Origin of the sequence: Streptococcus oriscaviae (assembly GCF_018137985.1) — a bacterium.
GTDB classification, from domain to species: domain Bacteria; phylum Bacillota; class Bacilli; order Lactobacillales; family Streptococcaceae; genus Streptococcus; species Streptococcus oriscaviae.
Window position 1 is genome coordinate 1,965,270 of record NZ_CP073084.1, and the last position, 20,043, is coordinate 1,985,312.

Annotated in this window: 20 protein-coding genes, 2 tRNA genes and 2 rRNA genes; 20 read left to right on the forward strand and 4 right to left on the reverse strand. The window is 44.9% G+C overall.

What is annotated here, in order from left to right; translation table 11 throughout:
* Positions 1–275 precede the first annotated feature (275 nt).
* The 4 genes from INT76_RS09865 (at position 276) to INT76_RS09880 (ending at position 3,561) form a co-directional block, all read left to right on the forward strand.
* Positions 276–3,179 (forward strand): 23S ribosomal RNA (locus tag INT76_RS09865).
* Positions 3,180–3,270: 91 nt separating this feature from the next.
* Positions 3,271–3,386: ribosomal RNA gene (gene rrf, locus INT76_RS09870) — 5S ribosomal RNA — on the forward strand.
* Positions 3,387–3,391: 5 nt separating this feature from the next.
* Positions 3,392–3,464: transfer RNA gene (locus INT76_RS09875), tRNA-Asn, on the forward strand.
* A gap of 25 nt (positions 3,465–3,489) precedes the next feature.
* Positions 3,490–3,561, forward strand: a tRNA-Glu gene (locus INT76_RS09880).
* Between the two features lie 69 nt (positions 3,562–3,630).
* Here the strand turns inward: INT76_RS09880 and INT76_RS09885 are convergent.
* From INT76_RS09885 to recX, 3 genes are all read right to left on the reverse strand, one after another.
* Complete coding sequence (locus tag INT76_RS09885) at positions 3,631–3,948, reverse strand: DUF960 domain-containing protein (RefSeq protein WP_212570367.1); 318 nt, start codon at positions 3,946–3,948, stop codon at positions 3,631–3,633.
* Between the two features lie 62 nt (positions 3,949–4,010).
* On the reverse strand, positions 4,011–4,544 hold the full coding sequence (ntdP, locus tag INT76_RS09890; protein ID WP_212570370.1) for a nucleoside tri-diphosphate phosphatase: 534 nt from the start codon (positions 4,542–4,544) through the stop codon (positions 4,011–4,013).
* A 79-nt stretch (positions 4,545–4,623) separates the two neighbouring features.
* A complete protein-coding gene (recX, locus tag INT76_RS09895) occupies positions 4,624–5,400 on the reverse strand; it encodes a recombination regulator RecX (RefSeq protein ID WP_212570372.1) in 777 nt (258 codons plus the stop codon).
* A 96-nt stretch (positions 5,401–5,496) separates the two neighbouring features.
* Between recX and rlmD the strand changes: the two genes are divergently transcribed.
* Positions 5,497–6,861 (forward strand): 23S rRNA (uracil(1939)-C(5))-methyltransferase RlmD, encoded by a 1,365-nt coding sequence (gene rlmD, locus INT76_RS09900; RefSeq protein WP_212570375.1) that lies wholly within the window; start codon positions 5,497–5,499, stop codon positions 6,859–6,861.
* 137 nt (positions 6,862–6,998) lie between these two features.
* Positions 6,999–7,730 (forward strand): GntR family transcriptional regulator, encoded by a 732-nt coding sequence (locus INT76_RS09905; protein ID WP_212570377.1) that lies wholly within the window; start codon positions 6,999–7,001, stop codon positions 7,728–7,730.
* Between the two features lie 156 nt (positions 7,731–7,886).
* Here the strand turns inward: INT76_RS09905 and INT76_RS09910 are convergent, their stop codons facing one another.
* Entirely contained in the window at positions 7,887–8,603 is a 717-nt protein-coding gene (locus tag INT76_RS09910) for a GntR family transcriptional regulator (RefSeq protein WP_212570379.1), read from the reverse strand.
* Between the two features lie 141 nt (positions 8,604–8,744).
* Between INT76_RS09910 and INT76_RS09915 the strand changes: the two genes are divergently transcribed.
* The 14 genes from INT76_RS09915 (at position 8,745) to INT76_RS09980 (ending at position 20,032) form a co-directional block, all read left to right on the forward strand.
* The gene (locus tag INT76_RS09915) at positions 8,745–10,517 is read left to right on the forward strand and encodes a glycoside hydrolase family 35 protein (protein WP_212570381.1); all 1,773 of its coding nucleotides are present in this window, start codon (positions 8,745–8,747) and stop codon (positions 10,515–10,517) included.
* A 13-nt stretch (positions 10,518–10,530) separates the two neighbouring features.
* Positions 10,531–11,016 (forward strand): PTS sugar transporter subunit IIB, encoded by a 486-nt coding sequence (locus tag INT76_RS09920; RefSeq protein WP_212570383.1) that lies wholly within the window; start codon positions 10,531–10,533, stop codon positions 11,014–11,016.
* A gap of 38 nt (positions 11,017–11,054) precedes the next feature.
* A complete protein-coding gene (locus INT76_RS09925) occupies positions 11,055–11,951 on the forward strand; it encodes a PTS mannose/fructose/sorbose/N-acetylgalactosamine transporter subunit IIC (RefSeq protein ID WP_212573061.1) in 897 nt (298 codons plus the stop codon).
* On the forward strand, positions 11,938–12,756 hold the full coding sequence (locus INT76_RS09930) for a PTS system mannose/fructose/sorbose family transporter subunit IID (RefSeq protein ID WP_212570385.1): 819 nt from the start codon (positions 11,938–11,940) through the stop codon (positions 12,754–12,756). The genes INT76_RS09925 and INT76_RS09930 overlap by 14 nt, the downstream gene beginning before the upstream one ends.
* A complete protein-coding gene (locus tag INT76_RS09935; protein ID WP_212570387.1) occupies positions 12,756–13,160 on the forward strand; it encodes a PTS sugar transporter subunit IIA in 405 nt (134 codons plus the stop codon). The genes INT76_RS09930 and INT76_RS09935 overlap by 1 nt, the downstream gene beginning before the upstream one ends.
* A gap of 134 nt (positions 13,161–13,294) precedes the next feature.
* Positions 13,295–14,302 carry an aldose epimerase family protein gene (locus INT76_RS09940; protein WP_212570389.1) on the forward strand — a complete coding sequence of 336 codons (1,008 nt, stop codon included), beginning with the start codon at positions 13,295–13,297 and terminating at the stop codon, positions 14,300–14,302.
* 135 nt (positions 14,303–14,437) lie between these two features.
* Positions 14,438–15,817 carry a bifunctional UDP-N-acetylglucosamine diphosphorylase/glucosamine-1-phosphate N-acetyltransferase GlmU gene (gene glmU, locus INT76_RS09945; RefSeq protein WP_212570391.1) on the forward strand — a complete coding sequence of 460 codons (1,380 nt, stop codon included), beginning with the start codon at positions 14,438–14,440 and terminating at the stop codon, positions 15,815–15,817.
* 9 nt (positions 15,818–15,826) lie between these two features.
* A complete protein-coding gene (locus INT76_RS09950; protein WP_212570393.1) occupies positions 15,827–16,372 on the forward strand; it encodes an NUDIX hydrolase in 546 nt (181 codons plus the stop codon).
* 9 nt (positions 16,373–16,381) lie between these two features.
* Positions 16,382–16,705 carry a cell wall synthase accessory phosphoprotein MacP gene (gene macP, locus INT76_RS09955; RefSeq protein WP_212570395.1) on the forward strand — a complete coding sequence of 108 codons (324 nt, stop codon included), beginning with the start codon at positions 16,382–16,384 and terminating at the stop codon, positions 16,703–16,705.
* 9 nt (positions 16,706–16,714) lie between these two features.
* On the forward strand, positions 16,715–17,404 hold the full coding sequence (locus INT76_RS09960) for a 5'-methylthioadenosine/adenosylhomocysteine nucleosidase (RefSeq protein WP_212570397.1): 690 nt from the start codon (positions 16,715–16,717) through the stop codon (positions 17,402–17,404).
* A gap of 144 nt (positions 17,405–17,548) precedes the next feature.
* On the forward strand, positions 17,549–17,788 hold the full coding sequence (locus tag INT76_RS09965) for a DUF1858 domain-containing protein (protein ID WP_212570399.1): 240 nt from the start codon (positions 17,549–17,551) through the stop codon (positions 17,786–17,788).
* Positions 17,778–19,094, forward strand: a complete 1,317-nt coding sequence (locus tag INT76_RS09970) for a DUF438 domain-containing protein (RefSeq protein ID WP_212573062.1) — start codon at positions 17,778–17,780, stop codon at positions 19,092–19,094. The genes INT76_RS09965 and INT76_RS09970 overlap by 11 nt, the downstream gene beginning before the upstream one ends.
* A gap of 32 nt (positions 19,095–19,126) precedes the next feature.
* Positions 19,127–19,381: a DUF1912 family protein gene (locus tag INT76_RS09975; protein ID WP_212570401.1), complete on the forward strand. Its 255-nt coding sequence runs from the start codon at positions 19,127–19,129 to the stop codon at positions 19,379–19,381.
* 30 nt (positions 19,382–19,411) lie between these two features.
* Positions 19,412–20,032: a hypothetical protein gene (locus INT76_RS09980; RefSeq protein WP_212570403.1), complete on the forward strand. Its 621-nt coding sequence runs from the start codon at positions 19,412–19,414 to the stop codon at positions 20,030–20,032.
* The last annotated feature ends 11 nt before the right edge of the window (positions 20,033–20,043 follow it).

Below are 20,043 nucleotides of genomic sequence, written 5' to 3' on the forward strand. Positions count from 1 at the left end.
GCACCGGTTCTTAATATCATGTATTTGTCCATTGAAAATTGAATATCTATCAAACAATCCTGATATATCTGAGAAGATATATTAAGAATAGTAACAAGAAAATAAACCGAAAACGCTGTGACTATTTAATGAGTTTAAACAAGTTACGAAGACGTTAAGAAATCCGTATGAAAATAGGAAACTAACGCAGTGTGTCTTGCACACAAGTCAGTTTATCATTTTCACTAGGATTTTAGTCTGAGTACAATTTCTAGTTTAGAAAAAACTAGTAATAAGGTTAAGTTAATAAGGGCGCACGGTGGATGCCTTGGCACTAGGAGCCGATGAAGGACGTGACAAACGACGAAATGCTTTGGGGAGCTGTAAGTGAGCATTGATCCAGAGATGTCCGAATGGGGGAACCCACTAGCTACTGGCTAGTATCCCTACCTGTTAAGGGTAGCGGAGGGAAGACGCAGTGAACTGAAACATCTAAGTAGCTGCAGGAAGAGAAAGCAAAAGCGATTGCCTTAGTAGCGGCGAGCGAAAAGGCAGGAGGGCAAACCGAGAAGTTTACTTCTCGGGGTTGTAGGACTGTAACGTGGACGGATAGAGTATAGAAGAATGGCATGGGAAGGTCAGCCAAAGAGAGTGAGAGCCTCGTATTCGAAATAGTCTATCTACCTAACAGTATCCTGAGTACGGCGAGACACGCGAAATCTCGTCGGAATCTGGGAGGACCATCTCCCAACCCTAAATACTCCCTAGTGACCGATAGTGAACCAGTACCGTGAGGGAAAGGTGAAAAGCACCCCGGAAGGGGAGTGAAATAGAACCTGAAACCGTGTGCCTACAAGAAGTTCGAGCCCGTTAATGGGTGAGAGCGTGCCTTTTGTAGAATGAACCGGCGAGTTACGATATGATGCGAGGTTAAGTTGAAGAGACGGAGCCGTAGGGAAACCGAGTCTGAAAAGGGCGGATTAGTATTATGTCGTAGACCCGAAACCATGTGACCTACCCATGAGCAGGTTGAAGGTGCGGTAAGACGCACTGGAGGACCGAACCAGGGCACGTTGAAAAGTGCTTGGATGACTTGTGGGTAGCGGAGAAATTCCAAACGAACTTGGAGATAGCTGGTTCTCTCCGAAATAGCTTTAGGGCTAGCGTCGATATGTAAGAATCTTGGAGGTAGAGCACTGTTTGGATGAGGGGGCCATCTCGGTTTACTGATTTCAGATAAACTCCGAATGCCAACGATTCATGATCGGCAGTCAGACTGCGAGTGCTAAGATCCGTAGTCGAAAGGGAAACAGCCCAGACCACCAGCTAAGGTCCCAAAATAATTGTTAAGTGGAAAAGGATGTGGGGTTGCACAGACAACTAGGATGTTAGCTTAGAAGCAGCTATTCATTCAAAGAGTGCGTAATAGCTCACTAGTCGAGTGACCCTGCGCCGAAAATGTACCGGGGCTAAAACAATTTACCGAAGCTGTGGATAACACTTAGGTGTTATGGTAGGAGAGCGTTCTATGTGTGGAGAAGGTATACCGTGAGGAGTGCTGGAACGCATAGAAGTGAGAATGCCGGTATGAGTAGCGCAAGATGGGTGAGAATCCCATCCACCGTAAGACTAAGGTTTCCAGGGGAAGGCTCGTCCGCCCTGGGTTAGTCGGGACCTAAGGAGAGACCGAAGGGTGTATCCGATGGACAACAGGTTGATATTCCTGTACTAGAGTATGAAGTGATGGAGGGACGCAGTAGGCTAACTAAACCCAGCGAATGGAAGTGCTGGGCTAAGCAGTGAGGTGTGAAATGAGTCAAATGCTTATTTCTGTAACATTGAGCTGTGATGGGGAGCGAAGATTAGTAGCGAAGTTAGTGACGTCACACTGCCGAGAAAAGCTTCTAGCGTTGTATCATACTCTACCCGTACCGCAAACCGACACAGGTAGTCGAGGCGAGTAGCCTCAGGTGATCGAGAGAACTCTCGTTAAGGAACTCGGCAAAATGACCCCGTAACTTCGGGAGAAGGGGTGCTCAGCTAAGCTGAGCCGCAGTGAATAGGCCCAAGCAACTGTTTATCAAAAACACAGCTCTCTGCTAAATCGTAAGATGATGTATAGGGGGTGACGCCTGCCCGGTGCTGGAAGGTTAAGAGGAGGGTTTAGCGTAAGCGAAGATCTGAATTGAAGCCCCAGTAAACGGCGGCCGTAACTATAACGGTCCTAAGGTAGCGAAATTCCTTGTCGGGTAAGTTCCGACCCGCACGAAAGGCGTAATGATTTGGGCACTGTCTCAACGAGAGACTCGGTGAAATTTTAGTACCTGTGAAGATGCAGGTTACCCGCGACAGGACGGAAAGACCCCATGGAGCTTTACTGCAGTTTGATATTGAGTATCTGTACCACATGTACAGGATAGGTAGGAGCCAATGAAGTCGGGACGCCAGTTTCGACAGAGGCGCTGTTGGGATACTACCCTTGTGTTATGGCTACTCTAACCCGGTAGGTTTATCATCTACGGAGACAGTGTCTGACGGGCAGTTTGACTGGGGCGGTCGCCTCCTAAAAGGTAACGGAGGCGCCCAAAGGTTCCCTCAGATTGGTTGGAAATCAATCGCAGAGTGTAAAGGTATAAGGGAGCTTGACTGCGAGAGCTACAACTCGAGCAGGGACGAAAGTCGGGCTTAGTGATCCGGTGGTTCCGTATGGAAGGGCCATCGCTCAACGGATAAAAGCTACCCTGGGGATAACAGGCTTATCTCCCCCAAGAGTTCACATCGACGGGGAGGTTTGGCACCTCGATGTCGGCTCGTCGCATCCTGGGGCTGTAGTCGGTCCCAAGGGTTGGGCTGTTCGCCCATTAAAGCGGCACGCGAGCTGGGTTCAGAACGTCGTGAGACAGTTCGGTCCCTATCCGTCGCGGGCGTAGGAAATTTGAGAGGATCTGCTCCTAGTACGAGAGGACCAGAGTGGACTTACCGCTGGTGTACCAGTTGTCTCGCCAGAGGCATCGCTGGGTAGCTATGTAGGGAAGGGATAAACGCTGAAAGCATCTAAGTGTGAAACCCACCTCAAGATGAGATTTCCCATAACTTTATGTTAGTAAGAGCCCTGAGAGAAGATCAGGTAGATAGGTTGGGAGTGGAAGCGTGGCGACATGTGAAGCGGACCAATACTAATCGCTCGAGGACTTATCCGAAGAAAAGTCCAGCATCGGTTATCTTGTAGGTAGATATTCAATTTTGAGTTGACAAATATGGAAGAATATTTTATACTCAGACAGTAACGAGTTAAGTGACGATAGCCTAGGAGATACACCTGTACCCATGCCGAACACAGCAGTTAAGCCCTAGAACGCCTGAAGTAGTTGGGGGTTGCCCCCTGTGAGATACGGTAGTCGCTTAGCTTTTATCCGCCATAGCTCAGTCGGTAGAGCGCATGACTGTTAATCATGATGTCACAGGTTCGAGCCCTGTTGGCGGAGTAAAGAGAAATCTTTAAATGGATATGGTCCGTTGGTCAAGGGGTTAAGACACCGCCTTTTCACGGCGGTAACACGGGTTCGAATCCCGTACGGACTGTAGTTTGGAGGAATATTTCCTCCTTTTTTGTTTGAAAAAAAGTATCTGGAGAGTAAACGCCAGATACTGTCAGATGAGATTGACTTCATCAGGAAGGGTAATCGTTTCTTTGCCATTTTTATCGATAACTAAAATGGTTGAGGGATAAAAGGGGACGTAAGGGATAATTAGATCAATTGCTAGAGAATTGCGATAGTTTTCTTGTGAAAATACTAAGGTGATTTTTCCTTTACGGTTTTTGAGATTGAAACGGATGATAGGTCGGAGTGGTACGACTCCCTTAAGATAGTGATCGATAATATACCAGAAACTATCAATAACTTCTCCGGGTAAGGAGGTAACGATTCCAAAACTGGCATAGCGTCCGCTGGTATTTGTAAATGCCATGGGAATTTCCTTTCTTTTCTATGAAAAAAGCCTGTTGAACAGGTTTTTTCAGATATGCAACTTTAACGATTTCTCAGTTCTAAATAGCGTTTGTACCAAATATTTACATAGGCGGGTGAGAAGGGGCCACGCTGGTTGTTAATCCAATCTACTAAAATTTTGACATTCTCTTTGAGAATGAAATCAATATCGGCAGGATAATTCATGAGTTTGCGATGTTTTTCATACTCATCGACATCTAGCAGTCTTTTTTCACCATCGGCAAAGACTTTGACATCCAGGTCATAGTCAATGTACTTCAGGGCCTCGTTATCTAGAACGAATGGACTGGCTAGGTTGCAATAATAGGAAACACCATTATCTCGTATCATGGCAATGATATTGAACCAATATTTTTTATGGAAATAGACAATCGCGGGTTCTCGTGTCACCCATCTTCTACCGTCATTTTCGGTAACCAGAGTATGGTTGTTGACACCGATGAGGGCATGTTCTGTTGTTTTTAGTACCATGGTGTCTCGCCAAGAACGGTGGAGTTCACCATTATGTTTATAACTTTGAATTGTAATAAAGTCGCCTTCTTTTGGTAATTTCACTTGGTTACCAACTTTCTACAATTTAAGTTTAATCCCAAGTATTATACCATATTTTTGTTACGAATGGGGATATTTTTACTTAGAGAAAGTCGCGTAAAGCGCTTTTAATTGTATCATAGTCATATCCTTTGCGAGCTAGTGCTTGTGTCAAGCGGTTTTTGAGTTCGTATCCGTCGTATTTTCGGCTGTATTTCCTGTGTTGTTTCTCCAATTCTTTGTAGATGAGTTCTTGGGTCTGTTCCTGGTCTTCTTCCAAGCGAAGCTGTGAGAGGGCTTGTTTGGCCTCTGAATAATCAAAGCCTTTTGCGATTAGGTTTTGGAGGATTTTGTCTTTTAAAGCTCTGTAAGGGAGTTTATCTTGGTATTTTCTCAATAATTTTTCCGCAAGTCTCTTGGCTACTGGGGAAAAATCTTCGTGAAAAAGTACCTGAGAGATGGTGGTTTGGGAAATTCCTTTGGCTTGTAGTTTTTGGCGGATGGCTTGAGGGCCTTTGTCGCCGGAAAGGATATTTTGATAGAGGAGATTTTGGCTGTAGGTCAAATCGTCAATCCACTTCTCTTTTTCTAGGTTGTCAAGGATAATTGGAATGAGTTCGGGTGCGATGTCATGTTTAAGGAGGTAGTCGCCCACTTCTTTTTTGCTGCGTTGCTTAAAAGAGAGGTAGTAGAGGGCTAGGTTTTTGCCATAGGACTGCTGGGCAAAGTTTTGAATTTCCTTTAGTTCTTCCTCCGTGATCTCCTTATCTTTTGATAAAAAGAAGTGGACAATGGTGTCTTCTGTGATGTAGACTTTCTGGTTTTGGTCTGTTTCGAGGAGGTAGAGTCTTTTTTTCTTTTCAAGTTTGGTAATTTTCATATCTGTCTTTCTAGCCGAAGGTGATAGAGGAATTTTCAGGCTCTTTCATTGTACCATATTGTAAAAATTTCTGGGGAAGCGTGGTATAATGGGGGTATGAATCTAGAAGTAAAACAGAAAATACCGCTGAAAATTAAGCGGATGGGCATCAATGGCGAGGGGATTGGTTTTTATAAGAAAACCTTGGTCTTTGTGCCGGGAGCCCTCAAGGGTGAGGATGTTTTTTGTCAGGTGACGGCTGTCAAGCGTAATTTTGCAGAGGCTAGGTTGCTGACCATCAAAAAGCAGTCCAAGTTTCGGGTTACGCCCAAGTGTGCGATATATGAGGCCTGTGGCGGTTGCCAGCTTATGCATTTGCGCTATGATCAGCAGCTGGATTTTAAGGTGGATTTACTGCGTCAGGCCTTGAAAAAATACCAGCCGGCTGGTTATGAGGCCTATGAATTACGGCCAACACTTGGGATGGATGAGCCGGAATATTACCGGGCCAAGCTGCAATTCCAAACGCGATTTGTCAAGGGCCAGGTTCAGGCTGGGCTTTACGCTCAGGGGAGTCATCGTTTGGTGGCCATCCAGGACTGTATTGTTCAGGACCGGGTGACTCAGGCTGTTATCAACAAGGTGGCCCAGTTGTTGACCAAGCACAAAATTCCCATTCATGATGAGCGAAAGCAGCAGGGGATTCGGACGGTCATGGTGCGGCGTTCTCGTAAGACTGGTCAGATTCAGTTGATTTTTGTGACCTCCCGTCAGGTGAATTTAGGGAAGTTGATTGAGGAATTGGTTGGGGCGTATCCTGACATTGTGACGGTGGCCCTAAATCATCATCGGAGCAAGTCCAGTGAGATTTATGGGGAGAAGACGGAAATTATCTGGGGTCAGGATAGTATCCGCGAATCCGTTCTTGGTTACGACTTCGACTTATCACCTCGGGCTTTTTACCAATTAAATCCCGAGCAAACGCAGGTTCTTTACGGGGAGGCTGTGCGGGCCTTGGATGTGGACGGAAGCGAGCACTTGATTGATGCCTATTGCGGGGTGGGGACCATTGGCTTTGCCTTTGCGGGCAAGGTGGCTTCGGTGCGGGGGATGGATATCATTCCGGAAGCGATTGAGGATGCTAGGAAAAATGCTAGTCGTTTGGGTCTTGATAATGCCCACTATGAGGTCGGTCAGGCAGAGGAAATTATTCCTAAATGGTATAGGGAAGGCTATCGGGCGGATGCCTTGGTGGTGGATCCGCCGCGGACTGGTTTGGATGATCAGCTTTTGGAGACCATAGTGCGCTATCAGCCTGAGAAGATGGTCTACGTGTCCTGTAATGTTTCAACTCTGGCCAGAGATTTGGTCAAGCTGGCTCAGGTCTATGATATCGACTATATCCAGAGCGTCGATATGTTTCCACATACGGCTAGAACGGAGGCGGTTGTGAAGTTGCGTAGAAAGAGCGATAGGTTCTGAACCTGCTAATGGTATTGTAGGGGTATGATTTTATCATTTCTTTAAAGAAAATGCCCTTATGTGACAATCCTCACTTGATTTTCTAACGAGAATGGCATATACTAAAAGTGGTTATAACCAAAAGAGGAGGGAATCTAATGTTTGATGCCTCTAGTGATAAACCACTTTATCTTCAGATGGTTGATGCGCTTGAAGTAAAAATTCGAGAGTCGATGGCTCCGAATGACAAACTATTTTCTGAACGTGAGTTGACACAGTTGTATGGTGTCAGTCGAATTACGGTTCGATTGGCTTTGCAGGAGTTGGAAAAGCGGGGACTGGTTTACAGAAAGCATGGTAAGGGAACCTATGTGTCTGAAATTCGTGAACCTGCGGTTGATTTATCGGCAGCCTACAGTTTTACAGAGCAGATGAAAAAAATGGGAAAAGTTCCCAAAACAACGATTCTGTCTTTTGAAGAGATTACTGCATCAGAGTTTATTGCAAAACAATTGCAAGTGCGTATTGGTGATGCGGTGTATGAGTTGGAGCGCCTGCGTCTTGCTGATGGGGTACCGATGATGTTGGAGCGAACCTATGTCCCGGCTGCATCTTTCCCAAATTTAAGTGAGGAACGACTTCGACAAAAGCCACTTTATGATATTTTTGCGGATGATTATGACCAAACGATTCGTTTGGCAGAAGAAGAGTTCTACGCAAGTATCGCTCTGGATAATGAGGCGAAGTTATTAGGAATTAAGAGTAATAGCCCGGTTCTGCACCTCTTGCGCAAGACTTACAATGATAAAAATAGAATAATTGAATATACCTTTAGTATCGCTCGTGCGGATCAATTCCGCTATAAAATTAGCCACAAGCGAGGAGACTAATACCAGTAGTGGCGCCAGCTGGTTTGGTGTATTAGAGTTTAAGAAGATCCATGTGATCTTCTTTTTTTGGGAGAAAATGGATTTTTACCGCAAAAAAAGATTGAAGAAATCAGTTCTTCAATCTCAGAGCAAAGGAGAAGTTCTTTTGAAAATAGGCTAACGACGGTTGGCAGCAATCTCAAATTTGTAGAATTTCCAGTGCTTATAGGTTTCTACATATTCAAGAACTTCATTTTCGTTGCTGCCACTCTTATAGGTTGTTTTGACTTGCAGAATGGTGGGAACTGTTGGTTCACATTGTAAAGATTCCGCTACAAAGTCAGGGGTAGGAAAACTGATTTCGTTGGTTTCTATGTAGGGTTCTTCTGACATATGGATATTGTAGTCCAGCTTGAAACGCTGATAGATGGACTGGTAGTGTTCCAACTCAGCATTTGGAAGTTGGAGATAACGGCTTGGAATATAGGATTGATGGAAGATGTAAGGCGTGTCTTTAACCGTTCTTAGGCGAACAATTTTGTAGTAATGGTCGTTTTTATCTAGTTTGAGCTTTTCTAAAATATGGGGGTCATTGCCTTTTTCACAAGCTAAGACTGTCACCGTGTCAACGCCGAATGGAAAGGCTTCGATGTCAGAAAACTCGACAAGTTTTCCTTTACGGGCACGAGAAACAAAGGTACCTTTTCCCTGCTGGCGAACAAGGTATCCATCTTTGACAAGTTCGTTAACAGCGCGGATGACTGTGATGGAACTGACATTGTATAGTTTTGTTAACTCAGATTCCGTGTAGAATTTGTCACCATTTTCAAATTTTCCAGAGATAATTTGCTGGCGAAGGTCGTTTTGGATAAATTGGTACTTAGGTATTTTCATAAGAGCCCCCTTTCTTTATGCTTATTATACTAAATTATTTTAAAAAAAGGAAAAATTTTTATAAAAAACTACTGGACATAACCACTAAAACGTGTTAATATATTGATAGAAAAGAAAGCGATTGCAAAGAAAGGAGGCCCCATGAAGGTATTTCAAATTAAGGAGCAGTTTTATCTGGATGAAAAACCATTTAAAATTTTATCTGGAGCGATACATTATTTTCGGGTTCATCCGGATGATTGGTATCATTCTTTGTATAATTTGAAAGCACTAGGTTTTAATACAGTGGAAACCTATGTTCCTTGGAATCTGCATGAGCCTCAAAAAGGTCAGTTCAATTTTGAAGGAATTTTGGACTTAGGCGCTTTCTTGGATTTGGCTCACAGTCTGGGCCTATACGCAATTGTTCGTCCGTCCCCCTATATTTGTGCCGAGTGGGAGTGGGGTGGTTTGCCAGCATGGTTAATGAAGGAAAATCTTCGAGTACGATCCAGTGATCAGGTTTACTTGAAGCATTTAGATGATTATTACGCTTTTCTTCTTCCTAAATTAGTCAAGCGCCAACTCTCCCACGGCGGCAACATTCTCATGTTTCAGGTTGAGAATGAATATGGATCCTACGGCGAGGAAAAAGCCTATTTGAGGGCTGTTACGGCTTTAATGAAAAAGCATGGGCTGACTGCTCCGTTCTTCACTTCCGATGGTCCGTGGCGAGCAACCTTGCGGGCGGGAAGTCTGATTGAGGACGACATCCTGGTAACAGGGAACTTCGGTTCAAAAGCGAATGAGAACTTTGCTCAGATGCAAGATTTCTTTGATGAGTACGGTAAAAAATGGCCGCTCATGTGTATGGAATTTTGGGATGGCTGGTTCAATCGCTGGGGAGAAGAAGTTATTCGCAGAGATGCGGACGAGCTGGCTCAAGCTGTTATGGAAGCCTTAGAACTTGGCAGTATCAACCTCTATATGTTTCATGGCGGTACCAATTTTGGTTTCATGAACGGTTGCTCGGCAAGGGGGCAAAAAGATTTGCCGCAGGTTACCTCTTATGACTATGATGCGATTCTGGACGAGGCTGGTAATCCGAGCAAGAAATTCTATGCCTTGCAGGCCCTGATGAAGGAAAGATACCCTGAGTTAGACTACAAGGATCCGCTCGTAAAAGAAGCTTCGGCACCGTTAGCAGTTGAGCTGACAGATAAGGTTGGTTTGTTCTCTGTCGTGGACCTCTTCAGCCATCGAATAGATGCTTTCTATCCTCAGAATATGGAGGAATTGAATCAATCGACAGGTTATATTTTGTATCAGACCAGAATTGAAAAAGATAAGCTAGAGGCGGAGCGATTGCGGATTATTGATGCGCGTGATCGGATTCAAGTCTATGTTGATGGCAATTTGATTGCCACACAATATCAGGAGGAAATAGGAGAGGACATTTCGCTTGAGATGCCTCAATCTCCTGTAAAACTTCAGATTTTGGTAGAAAATATGGGTCGTGTCAACTACGGACACAAGCTAACGGCCCCTACTCAGTCCAAAGGTTTGGGACGAGGAGCCATGGCTGATTTGCATTATATCGGAAATTGGGAAATGTTCCCGCTGCCGTTAGAAGATGTTTCCAGTCTTGATTTCAATAGAGAATGGCAAGAAGGGCAACCAGCCTTCTATCGCTACCAGTTTGAACTGGGAACACCTACGGACACCTATGTAGATATGACTGGATTTGGCAAGGGTGTCGTATTTGTTAATAATGTCAATATCGGACGTTTCTGGGAGAAAGGGCCAATCTGCTCCCTCTATGTTCCTAAAGGATACCTAAAGAAAGGAGTAAATACGATTACCGTTTTTGAAACGGAAGGAAAATATAGAGAACGATTGGTCTTTTCACAGAAACACGTTTATAAAGATTTATGAAAAGGAGATACTTATGGCAATTATTGCTACGCGTATTGATGGTCGCTTGATTCACGGTCAAGTTGCAAACTTGTGGACAACCAAATTAAACATCACTCGGATTATGGTTATCGACGATGCGGTTGCTCAAAATGATATTGAAAAGCAAGGTTTGAAGTTGGCTTGCCCTCCAGGGGTTAAATTGTCCATTTTGCCGATTGAAAAAGCAGCAAACAATATCAAAGAAGGGAAGTATGATACACAACGCCTCTTGATTGTAGCACGTCGTCCTGAGAACTTCCTACGCTTGGTAGAGTATGGTGTAATGATTCCAGAACTCAACGTTGGAAATATGTCTCAGTCGCCTGAAACTCGCCCTGTAACTCGTACAATCAACATTGTTGATAAGGACGTTGAAGATTTTGATGCCTTGGCAGCTAAGGGAGTGAAACTCATTGCCCAAATGGTGCCTGGGGACAGCCCAAGAGACTTTATGCCATTGTTGGATAAAGTTAGATAAATTTTGGATATTTTTGAAAAATTTAAAGGAGGATCACTATTATGCAATGGTGGCAAATATTACTTCTCACGCTCTATTCTGCTTATCAGATTTGTGATGAGCTGACAATTGTTTCGTCAGCAGGTTCGCCTGTATTTGCGGGGTTCATTTCAGGTCTGGTCATGGGAGATATGGCTACTGGTTTGGCCATTGGAGCTAGCTTGCAGCTGATGGTGCTAGGTGTAGGTACCTTTGGTGGTGCATCTCGTATTGACGCAACTTCTGGTGCAGTCTTGGCAACAGCTTTCTCAGTTTCTCAAAACATTGACCCAGAATTGGCCGTGGCAACAATCGCGGTACCAGTAGCGGCACTTCTTGTCTATACTGATATTGCTGGTCGTTTCTCAACTACTTTCTTTGCGCATTGCGTAGATGCTGCCGTAGAACGCTTTGACTATGCTGGTATCGAGCGCAACTATCTTCTTGGTGCGATTCCTTGGGCACTTTCTCGTGCGCTTCCAGTTTTCCTTGCTCTTGCTTTTGGTGGTGAGTTCGTAGAAGCAATGGTTAATACAATTGCTGAGTACCAATGGATAGCCAACGGTTTGACTCTTGCAGCTCGTATGCTTCCAGGTCTTGGTTTTGCAATCTTGCTCCACTACCTTCCACTTAAACGCAACCTTCACTATTTGGCAGTTGGTTTTGCCCTTACAGCTATGTTGACTGTTCTTTACGGTAACGTATCAGCTTTGGGTGGTGCTGTTGCTGGTATCGTTGGCACTCTTCCTGAAGATGCAGGCGTAAGCTTTGTGAACAACTTCAAGGGCTTGTCAATGATTGGTATCGCAATTGTAGGCGCATTCCTTTCAGTGCTTCACTATAAAAACGGTCAAAAAGTAACTGTGGTTGCTCCAACACATTCAGAAAGTGGGGAAATTGAAGATGACGAAATCTAATTACAAATTAACAAAAGAAGATTTTAATCAAATCAACAAACGTAGCATGTTTACCTACCAGCTTGGTTGGAACTATGAGCGGATGCAGGGTTCAGGTTATCTCTACATGATCTTGCCACAGCTTCGTAAAATGTATGGAGATGGCACACCTGAGTTGAAAGAAATGATGAAATTGCATACTCAATTCTTCAACACTTCTCCATTCTTCCACACGATTATCACTGGTATTGATCTTGCTCTTGAAGAAAGCGACGGTGTTGCTTCTAAAGATGCGGTTAACGGTATTAAGACTGGTTTGATGGGTCCATTTGCCCCAATCGGTGACTCTATCTTTGGCTCTCTTGTGCCAGCGATTATGGGTACGGTAGCAGCAACATTGGCTGCTCAAGGTCAGCCTTGGGGTATCTTCCTCTGGGTTGGTGTAGCGGTTCTCTACGACATCTTCCGTTGGAAACAGTTGGAAGTTGCCTACCGCGAAGGTACTAAATTGTTGACGACCATGCGTGATCGCTTGACAGCGCTTGTTGATGCAGCTTCAGTCATGGGTGTCTTCATGATGGGTGCCTTGATTGCGACCATGATTAACTTTGAAGTATCATGGATGCCTACTGTTGGTGAAAAGGTTATTGATATTCAAGATCTGTTGAACACCATCTTCCCTCGCTTGGTTCCAGCTATTTTCACAGGCTTCGTCTTCTGGTTGTTGGGCCGTCGTGGTATGACATCCACTAAAGCCATCTTGATTATCATCGTCTTGGCACTTCTCTTCTCTGCAATTGGCCACTTTGGATTTGGTATGGCTTAATGGGAAAAAGTTTAGTATTAGTGAGTCATGGTCTCTTCTGTGAGGAGTTGAAAAAGTCTACTGAGATGATTATGGGGCCGCAAGAAGCAATCCATACAGTAGCACTGCTTCCAGAAGAAGGGCCAGATGAATTTAAGAAAAAGTTTGAAGAAGTTACTGCTTCGCTTGATGAGTTTGTAGTCTTTGCAGACTTACTTGGCGGAACTCCTGCCAATGTTGTGTCGCGTTTGATCCTAGAGGGCGGACAATTCGATGTATATGCTGGCATGAACATGCCAATGGTTATCGGATTTTTAAACGGTGTCTTGCTCGGTGAGGATGTGGACTATATTGAATTCGGTGCAAGCAATATTCGTCATGTCAACAGCTTGTTAACCAGCTCTGATGACGATGAAGACGAGTGAAAAGTTCCAGCGGAGCTTTTAGCCAGCTACTTGAAAGGTAAGCAGTAGCGGCGTAAACACAGGCTTTAAGTATCCTTAGAGTGACTCGGAAGGTATTCGAGTCCTCTTTGGCTTTTTAGCAGAAAGGAGGAAAGATGATTCAGATTGAACCATTTGGGAAGAAGGCCCAATGCTATATTTTATCGAATAGTAAGGGAATGAAGCTGAGCGTAACAGATTATGGGGCTCGCATTGTCGGGATCTATTTGCCGGTAGGAGAAGAAGGCTTGCGTAACGTTAGTTTGTCCTGCCCTTCAGATACGTCCTATCTGGAACTTGACAACTATGTAGGGGCGACCATTGTGCCGGTTGCAGGTCGGATTTCAGGGGCAAAAGCTATGATTAGCGGCAGGCAGTATCAGTTTACAGAAAACGAGCCCGACCGTACGTTGCATGGAGGAACGAATACGGCTAATGAACACTATTGGCAAACTGTGCTGGATGAAGGACTCAATCAGGTCACTTTTTCGCTGGAGTTGCCAGATGGATTTAATGGTTTTCCTGGACCGGTTCTTGTCCAAGCAATCTATCAGTTGACGGAAGATAACGAAATTAGAGTGGATTATCGCGCTCGTTCTGAACAGGATACTCTCTTTAATCCAACCAATCATGTTTATTTAAACCTGACGGGTGATTTTAACAGGGATGTGGGAGAACACCGGTTAAAAATCCATTCGACACGCTATGCTCCGCTGAGTGAAAACAATTTGCCGACCGGTATTTTGGAAGCAGTGGAAGGTAGCCCGTTTGATTTTAGGGAGTTTGCTCCTTTCAAACAAGGTTTTGACAGTCAACATCCTCAGCTTGTTCTAGCGAAAGGCTATGACCATCCGTGGCTGTTGGAACCGGCAGATTTTCCAGTAGAAGTGGTCAGTCCAGATGGCAGTGTGCGCGTGCAGGTGACAACGAATCAGCCGGCAGTGGTCATCTACACCTACAATTATCCTCAGGAAAAATTAGCTGCCTACCATGGTGTCTTTAGTTTGGAGTGTCAACACTTGCCAAACGCTTGCAATATAGATGGTTTTGGTTCGATTTTATTGGTGGCAAACGAAGACTTTCTGTCGCAGACTGTTTATCGTTTTGACTGGGTAGAAGAGTGAATATCAAGCATGGAGAGGTAATCTTCATGCTTTTTTCTCTGGTTTTAACAGCCAGCGTAGCTGCCCTGCCATTTTCCAAAAAAGGCAAAATCTGCTATAATGGTAGGGAATCAAAAAAATAAAGTGAGAATTGATATGGCAAATTATGCAATTATCTTAGCGGCGGGCAAGGGAACTCGCATGAAGTCAGACTTGCCGAAAGTCTTGCACAAGGTGGCTGGTATTACCATGTTGGAGCATGTAAAGCGCGCGGTAGATGCGATGGAACCGGCGAAAACGGTGACTATTGTAGGTCACAAAGCGGAGCTGGTTCAATCAGTCTTGGAAGGTCAGTCAGACTTTGCACTTCAGTCAGAACAGTTGGGTACTGGTCATGCCGTTATGATGGCGGAAGCAGCGCTTGCTGGCTTAGAAGGGCAAACCTTGGTGATTGCAGGCGACACGCCTTTAATCACTGGAGAAAGCTTGAAAAACCTGATTAATTTCCATGTCAGCCATAAGAATGTTGCCACTATTTTGACGGCTCAAGCAGACAATCCATTTGGTTATGGACGCATTATCCGTAATGCAGATGGCGAGGTTATCAAGATTGTGGAGCAAAAAGATGCCAATGACTTTGAAAAACAGGTCAAGGAAATCAATACAGGTACTTATCTGTTTGACAACAAGCGTCTTTTTGAAGCCCTTAAAGACATTAACACAGACAATGCTCAAGGGGAGTATTATCTGACGGATGTTATTTCCATCTTCCGTCAGGCGGGTGAGAAAGTCGGCGCCTACATTTTGCGTGATTTTGATGAAAGTCTGGGCGTTAACGATCGGATTGCCTTGGCAACAGCAGAAAGTGTCATGCGCAAGCGAATCAATGCGTATCACATGCTGAATGGTGTGACCTTTACCAATCCAGAAGCGACCTATATCGATGTGGATGTGGAGATTGGCGCAGAAGCCCTTATCGAAGCCAATGTTGTTTTAAAAGGCAAGACCAGTATCGGTGAACGTACGGTTGTGACCAACGGCAGCCGCTTGCGTGATGCGCAGATTGCTGCAGATGTAGTTATCACAAATTCAGATATTGAAGAGTCTATCGTGGAAAACGGTGTGACGGTTGGGCCTTATGCACATATCCGTCCGGGAAGTGTTTTGAAGAAAGATGTCCATGTCGGTAATTTTGTAGAAGTGAAGGGGTCAACCCTGGGTGAAAATACCAAGGCAGGGCACTTGACCTATATTGGCAATGCAACAGTTGGTAGCAATGTGAACTTTGGGGCAGGTACCATCACTGTTAATTATGATGGGCAAAACAAGTATCCTACAATCGTTGGAAATAATGTCTTTATCGGGTCTAATTCGACTATCATTGCACCAGTTGAGGTTGGTGACAATGCCCTGTTAGCTGCGGGCTCTGTCACCACCAAGAATGTTCCAGCAGATGCGGTTGCTATTGGGCGTTGTCGTCAGGAGAACAAGGAAGGCTACGCTAAGCGGTTGCCTCATCATCCAGATAAGAAATAGGAGAGCGCGATGCAATTTGAAGAAAAAACCATCCAGCGTCAATCAATTTTCAAAGGCCATATCTTTGAAGTTGCCGTAGATGATGTTGAGCTGCCAGATGGCGGTTTAGCCAAGCGCGAGCTAATTTTCCATAAGGGGGCTGTCTGCGTATTGGCATTGACTCCGGAAGGAAAACTCATTCTGGTCAAGCAGTACCGCAAGGCTATTGAACGTCTGAGTATTGAAATTCCAGCAGGCAAGCTGGAAATTGGGGAGGCTGGTAGTGAGGAAGCTGCAGCCTTGCGTGAGTTGGAGGAAGAAACAGGCTACACCACGGAAAACCTGACTCTGCTCTATGATTTTTATTCTGCTATCGGTTTTTGTAATGAACGCCTTCGACTTTATTTGGCGGATGACTTGGTTCGGGTTGAAAATCCGCGTCCCAAAGATGCGGATGAATTTATTGAACTCATGGAGGTTTCTTTGGAAGAAGCCTTGAGTTTGATTGCATCAGGTGATATTTGTGATGCCAAGACGATTATGGCCATTCAAGCCTTACAATTATTAAGAAAGTAGGACAGCAAAATGGGCAAGCCCTTGTTGACAGATGATATTTTAGAACGAGCCAGACGAGGCGAACGGTTGACAGATAAACAGGAATTTGGCTATTACAATCCAAATAGCGATTTGTCTGACCATGAAGCTGCATTTCACCAGCAATGGGAAGATGAGGAGTATGAGGGATATAGGGAAGGTGAAACGGTCCGAATCCCAGTTGATGCCTCCATTGTCAAAAGCCGTCGGATTGAAACTGTCAAACGGGAAGAATTTCGCGGGAAAATCAATAAGATCCTCTTTTGGGTTGTTGTTTTGGTTATCCTACTCGTTTTAGCTGTATTGTTTATTTAAGGAGAACAAATGAAGTTTGGTATCATTGCAGCCATGCCCCAGGAAATCAAGACTCTGGTTGAGCAGTTACAGGATGCAACAGAAGAAGTCATTCTTGGTAGAACCTACTATCAGGGGCGACTAGGACAAGCAGACGTAGTTCTTGTGCAATCAGGAATCGGAAAAGTCATGTCGGCCATGTCAGTGGCTATCTTGGCTCAGACCTTTGGAGTGGATGCTATTATCAACACTGGGTCGGCCGGGGCAGTGGCAGAAGGAATTGCTATCGGCGATGTGGTTGTTGCAGATAAATTGGTCTACCATGATGTTGATTTGACAGCTTTTGGCTACCCGTATGGCCAGATGTCTGGTCAAGAACTTTATTTTCCGGCAGATTCAGAACTACTGAGCAAGCTCAGAAAGGTCTTAGCAGAGCAGGAAATAACAAGCCATGTGGGGCTTATTGCTACGGGAGATAGTTTTATTGCTGGAGAGGATAAGATTGCCCAGATTAAACATCATTTCCCATCGGTTTTGGCGGTTGAAATGGAAGGAGCAGCCATTGCCCAAGCAGCCATCAATGCGGGGAAGGTCTTTTTGGTGATTCGTGCTATGAGCGATACTGCCCAGGGGGATGCTCCGATGAGCTTTGACGAGTTTATCGTGGAAGCTGGAAAACGCTCTGCTTCCATGCTTTTAGCTTTCTTAGAAGCCATCTAAAGAAGGTGGTTTAGGTGAACGGTTGGACATAGCTCCAACCGTTTTTTTACCGTCAGGCAGCAGGAAGTGACAGGGGTTCACTCTATCTTTCATTTTATGACGATAACTATGATATAATAGAGAAAATAGGTGAAGGGAGTTGTTATGAATACCATAGACTTAAACCTTCCGGTAGCTCAGGTTGTTGAGGCCCATCCTGAAATTTTGGAACTTTTGATAGAGTTGGGATTTAAGCCGCTTGCCAATCCTTTGATGCGTCAGACACTGGGGAGAAAGGTTTCCATTCGTCAGGGGGCCAAACTGCAGGGGTTTGATCTTCAGCGGATTTGCCAAACCTTGGAATACAACGGCTATCAGGTGATTGGAGGAAATGATGAAAGATGACCAACGAATTCAACTGTTAAAAGAATTGCTCCTCGAACTGCATCATGGGGCTAGTCCGGAGTCCATACAGGAGAGGTTTGAAGCGCATTTTACAGGTGTATCGGCCCTTGAAATTTCTCTCATGGAACACGAACTCATAGGGGCAGATACTGGTATCACTTTTGAGGATGTAATGAAGCTTTGTGACGTCCATGCTAATCTTTTTAAAAAAGCCGTTCAAGGGGTGGAGTTGGCCGATGCGGAGCATCCCGGTCATCCTGTCAAGCTGTTTAAAGAGGAAAATCTTGCTTTGCGGGCAACTCTTTTGCGGATTCGTCGGCTTCTGGAAACTTATGCAGAAACCAGTGATGATGAAGTCAGAGCAGAGCTGAGTAAGGGATTAGAGCGTCAATATGGCTTACTCGGTCAGTTTGAGCGCCACTATCGCCGCAAGGAGGAGCTTTTCTTTCCCGTCATGGAAGGATATGGTCATGATGCACCGCCTAAGGTTATGTGGGGAGTGGATGACCAGATTCGGGATTTATTTGCTGTGGCCAAGCAATCGCTTCAAGACAAGCTAAGCAGTAATCCATCACAGGTTAGGGAAGACTTTGAGGCATTCGCAGTCGAGTTTGAAAGTATGATTTTCAAAGAAGAGTCCATCTTGCTGATGATCTTGCTAGAAACCTTTACTCAAGATGACTGGTTGAAAATTGCGGAAGAGAGTCCTGCCTTTGGTTATGCGATTATCCAGCCTAGTCAAGTCTGGCAGCCTCACCGAGAAGGGTTCGGAGTGGAAAAGGCAGAGCCAACTGCTGAACAGTCGCAGATAATTGAAACACCGGACGGCTATCTGACCATCTCTTTTCAGCCAAAAGAGGGTCAGCAGAAGCTGGACAGACAAACAGCCCAGGCCTTTGGAAAGGGCTACCTTTCCCTTGAACAGGCTGATTTGATACTCAATCATCTGCCAATGGAAATTACCTTTGTCAACAAAGAGGACGTTTTCCAGTACTACAATGATGCGGTTCCTACGGAAGAGATGATTTTTCCGCGGACACCTAGTCAGATTGGCCGCAATGTCGAACTCTGTCATCCGCCTAAGCTGCTGCCCAAGGTGAAAAGGATTTTTACCGCCCTGCGCAGTGGGGAAAAAGACAAGTTTGAGATGTGGTTCAAATCAGAGAGTCGTGGTCAGTTTGTCCATGTCACCTATAAAGCCGTACGGGATGCCCAAGGTGAGTTTCAAGGAGTTTTGGAATATGTCCAAGATATTGCACCTTATTGGGCCATTGATACGGATTTTTATAGAGAAATTGAGGATTAGTCCAGCTCACAGTTAGGAGAATAGAAAGAAAGATGAATTACGAACAGGAATTTTTAAAAGATTTTGAAGAATGGGTGCAGACCCAGGTGATGGTCAACGAACTGGCTATGAATGAAAGCCGCCGAGTCCTTGAGGAAGATAGGGATGAGCGGGCAGCAGATGCCTATATCCGCTATGAAAGCAAGCTGGATGCCTATCAATTTATCCAAGGGAAATTTGCCAATTACAAGGCTGGCAAGGGGTTCCACGATTTGCCAGAAGGCTTGTTTGGAGAGAAGCGGTATTAGTTGTTGCGTCAGTCAATAAGGAGAAACAAGATGAAAAAGAAATCAATGCTCAATCTGCTTTGTTTATGTGCGGTTCTAGGCTTATTGTCAGCTTGCGGTTCAAAAATCGGGCAGACCGGAACCTCTTCCAGTTCAAAGGAAACAACCACCGAGCAGACAAGTGCTACCAGCACCGATTCTAGCGATGAAGTGCTGGATTTATCCCAATCCCAACAAATTGGTGATGAACAGTATGGTTACGTCTATGTTCCCAAAGATTGGGTAGCCTTCCATGATTTGGACGGCGGAGAAACTTACCAATATTCTGATTTGGCAGGCTACAATATCGTCACCTTGTTTAGTTACAGCAAGGAAGACTTGCAGGTCGAGGCGATTGATGACAAGGCGGTGGAAAAGGCCGCAAATTCCTATGCCTATATGATGGAGGAGCAGGGGATTTTTGAAAATGTGACGGGAGCCATGACCGAAGTTGTCGGATACAGGGCTTACCAGATCTATGGTATCACTAAGTCTGATGGGAAAATCCTCTGTGCCTGGGTCTTCAGGACAGAAAAAAGCGACAAGGTCTACTTGGTGTCCTTGGAGGGTGACACTGAAACCTTCTACAAGGTCCTTCCTTTTATTGAGGGAACTTGGTCAGAAACAAAATAAAATCCATTGCA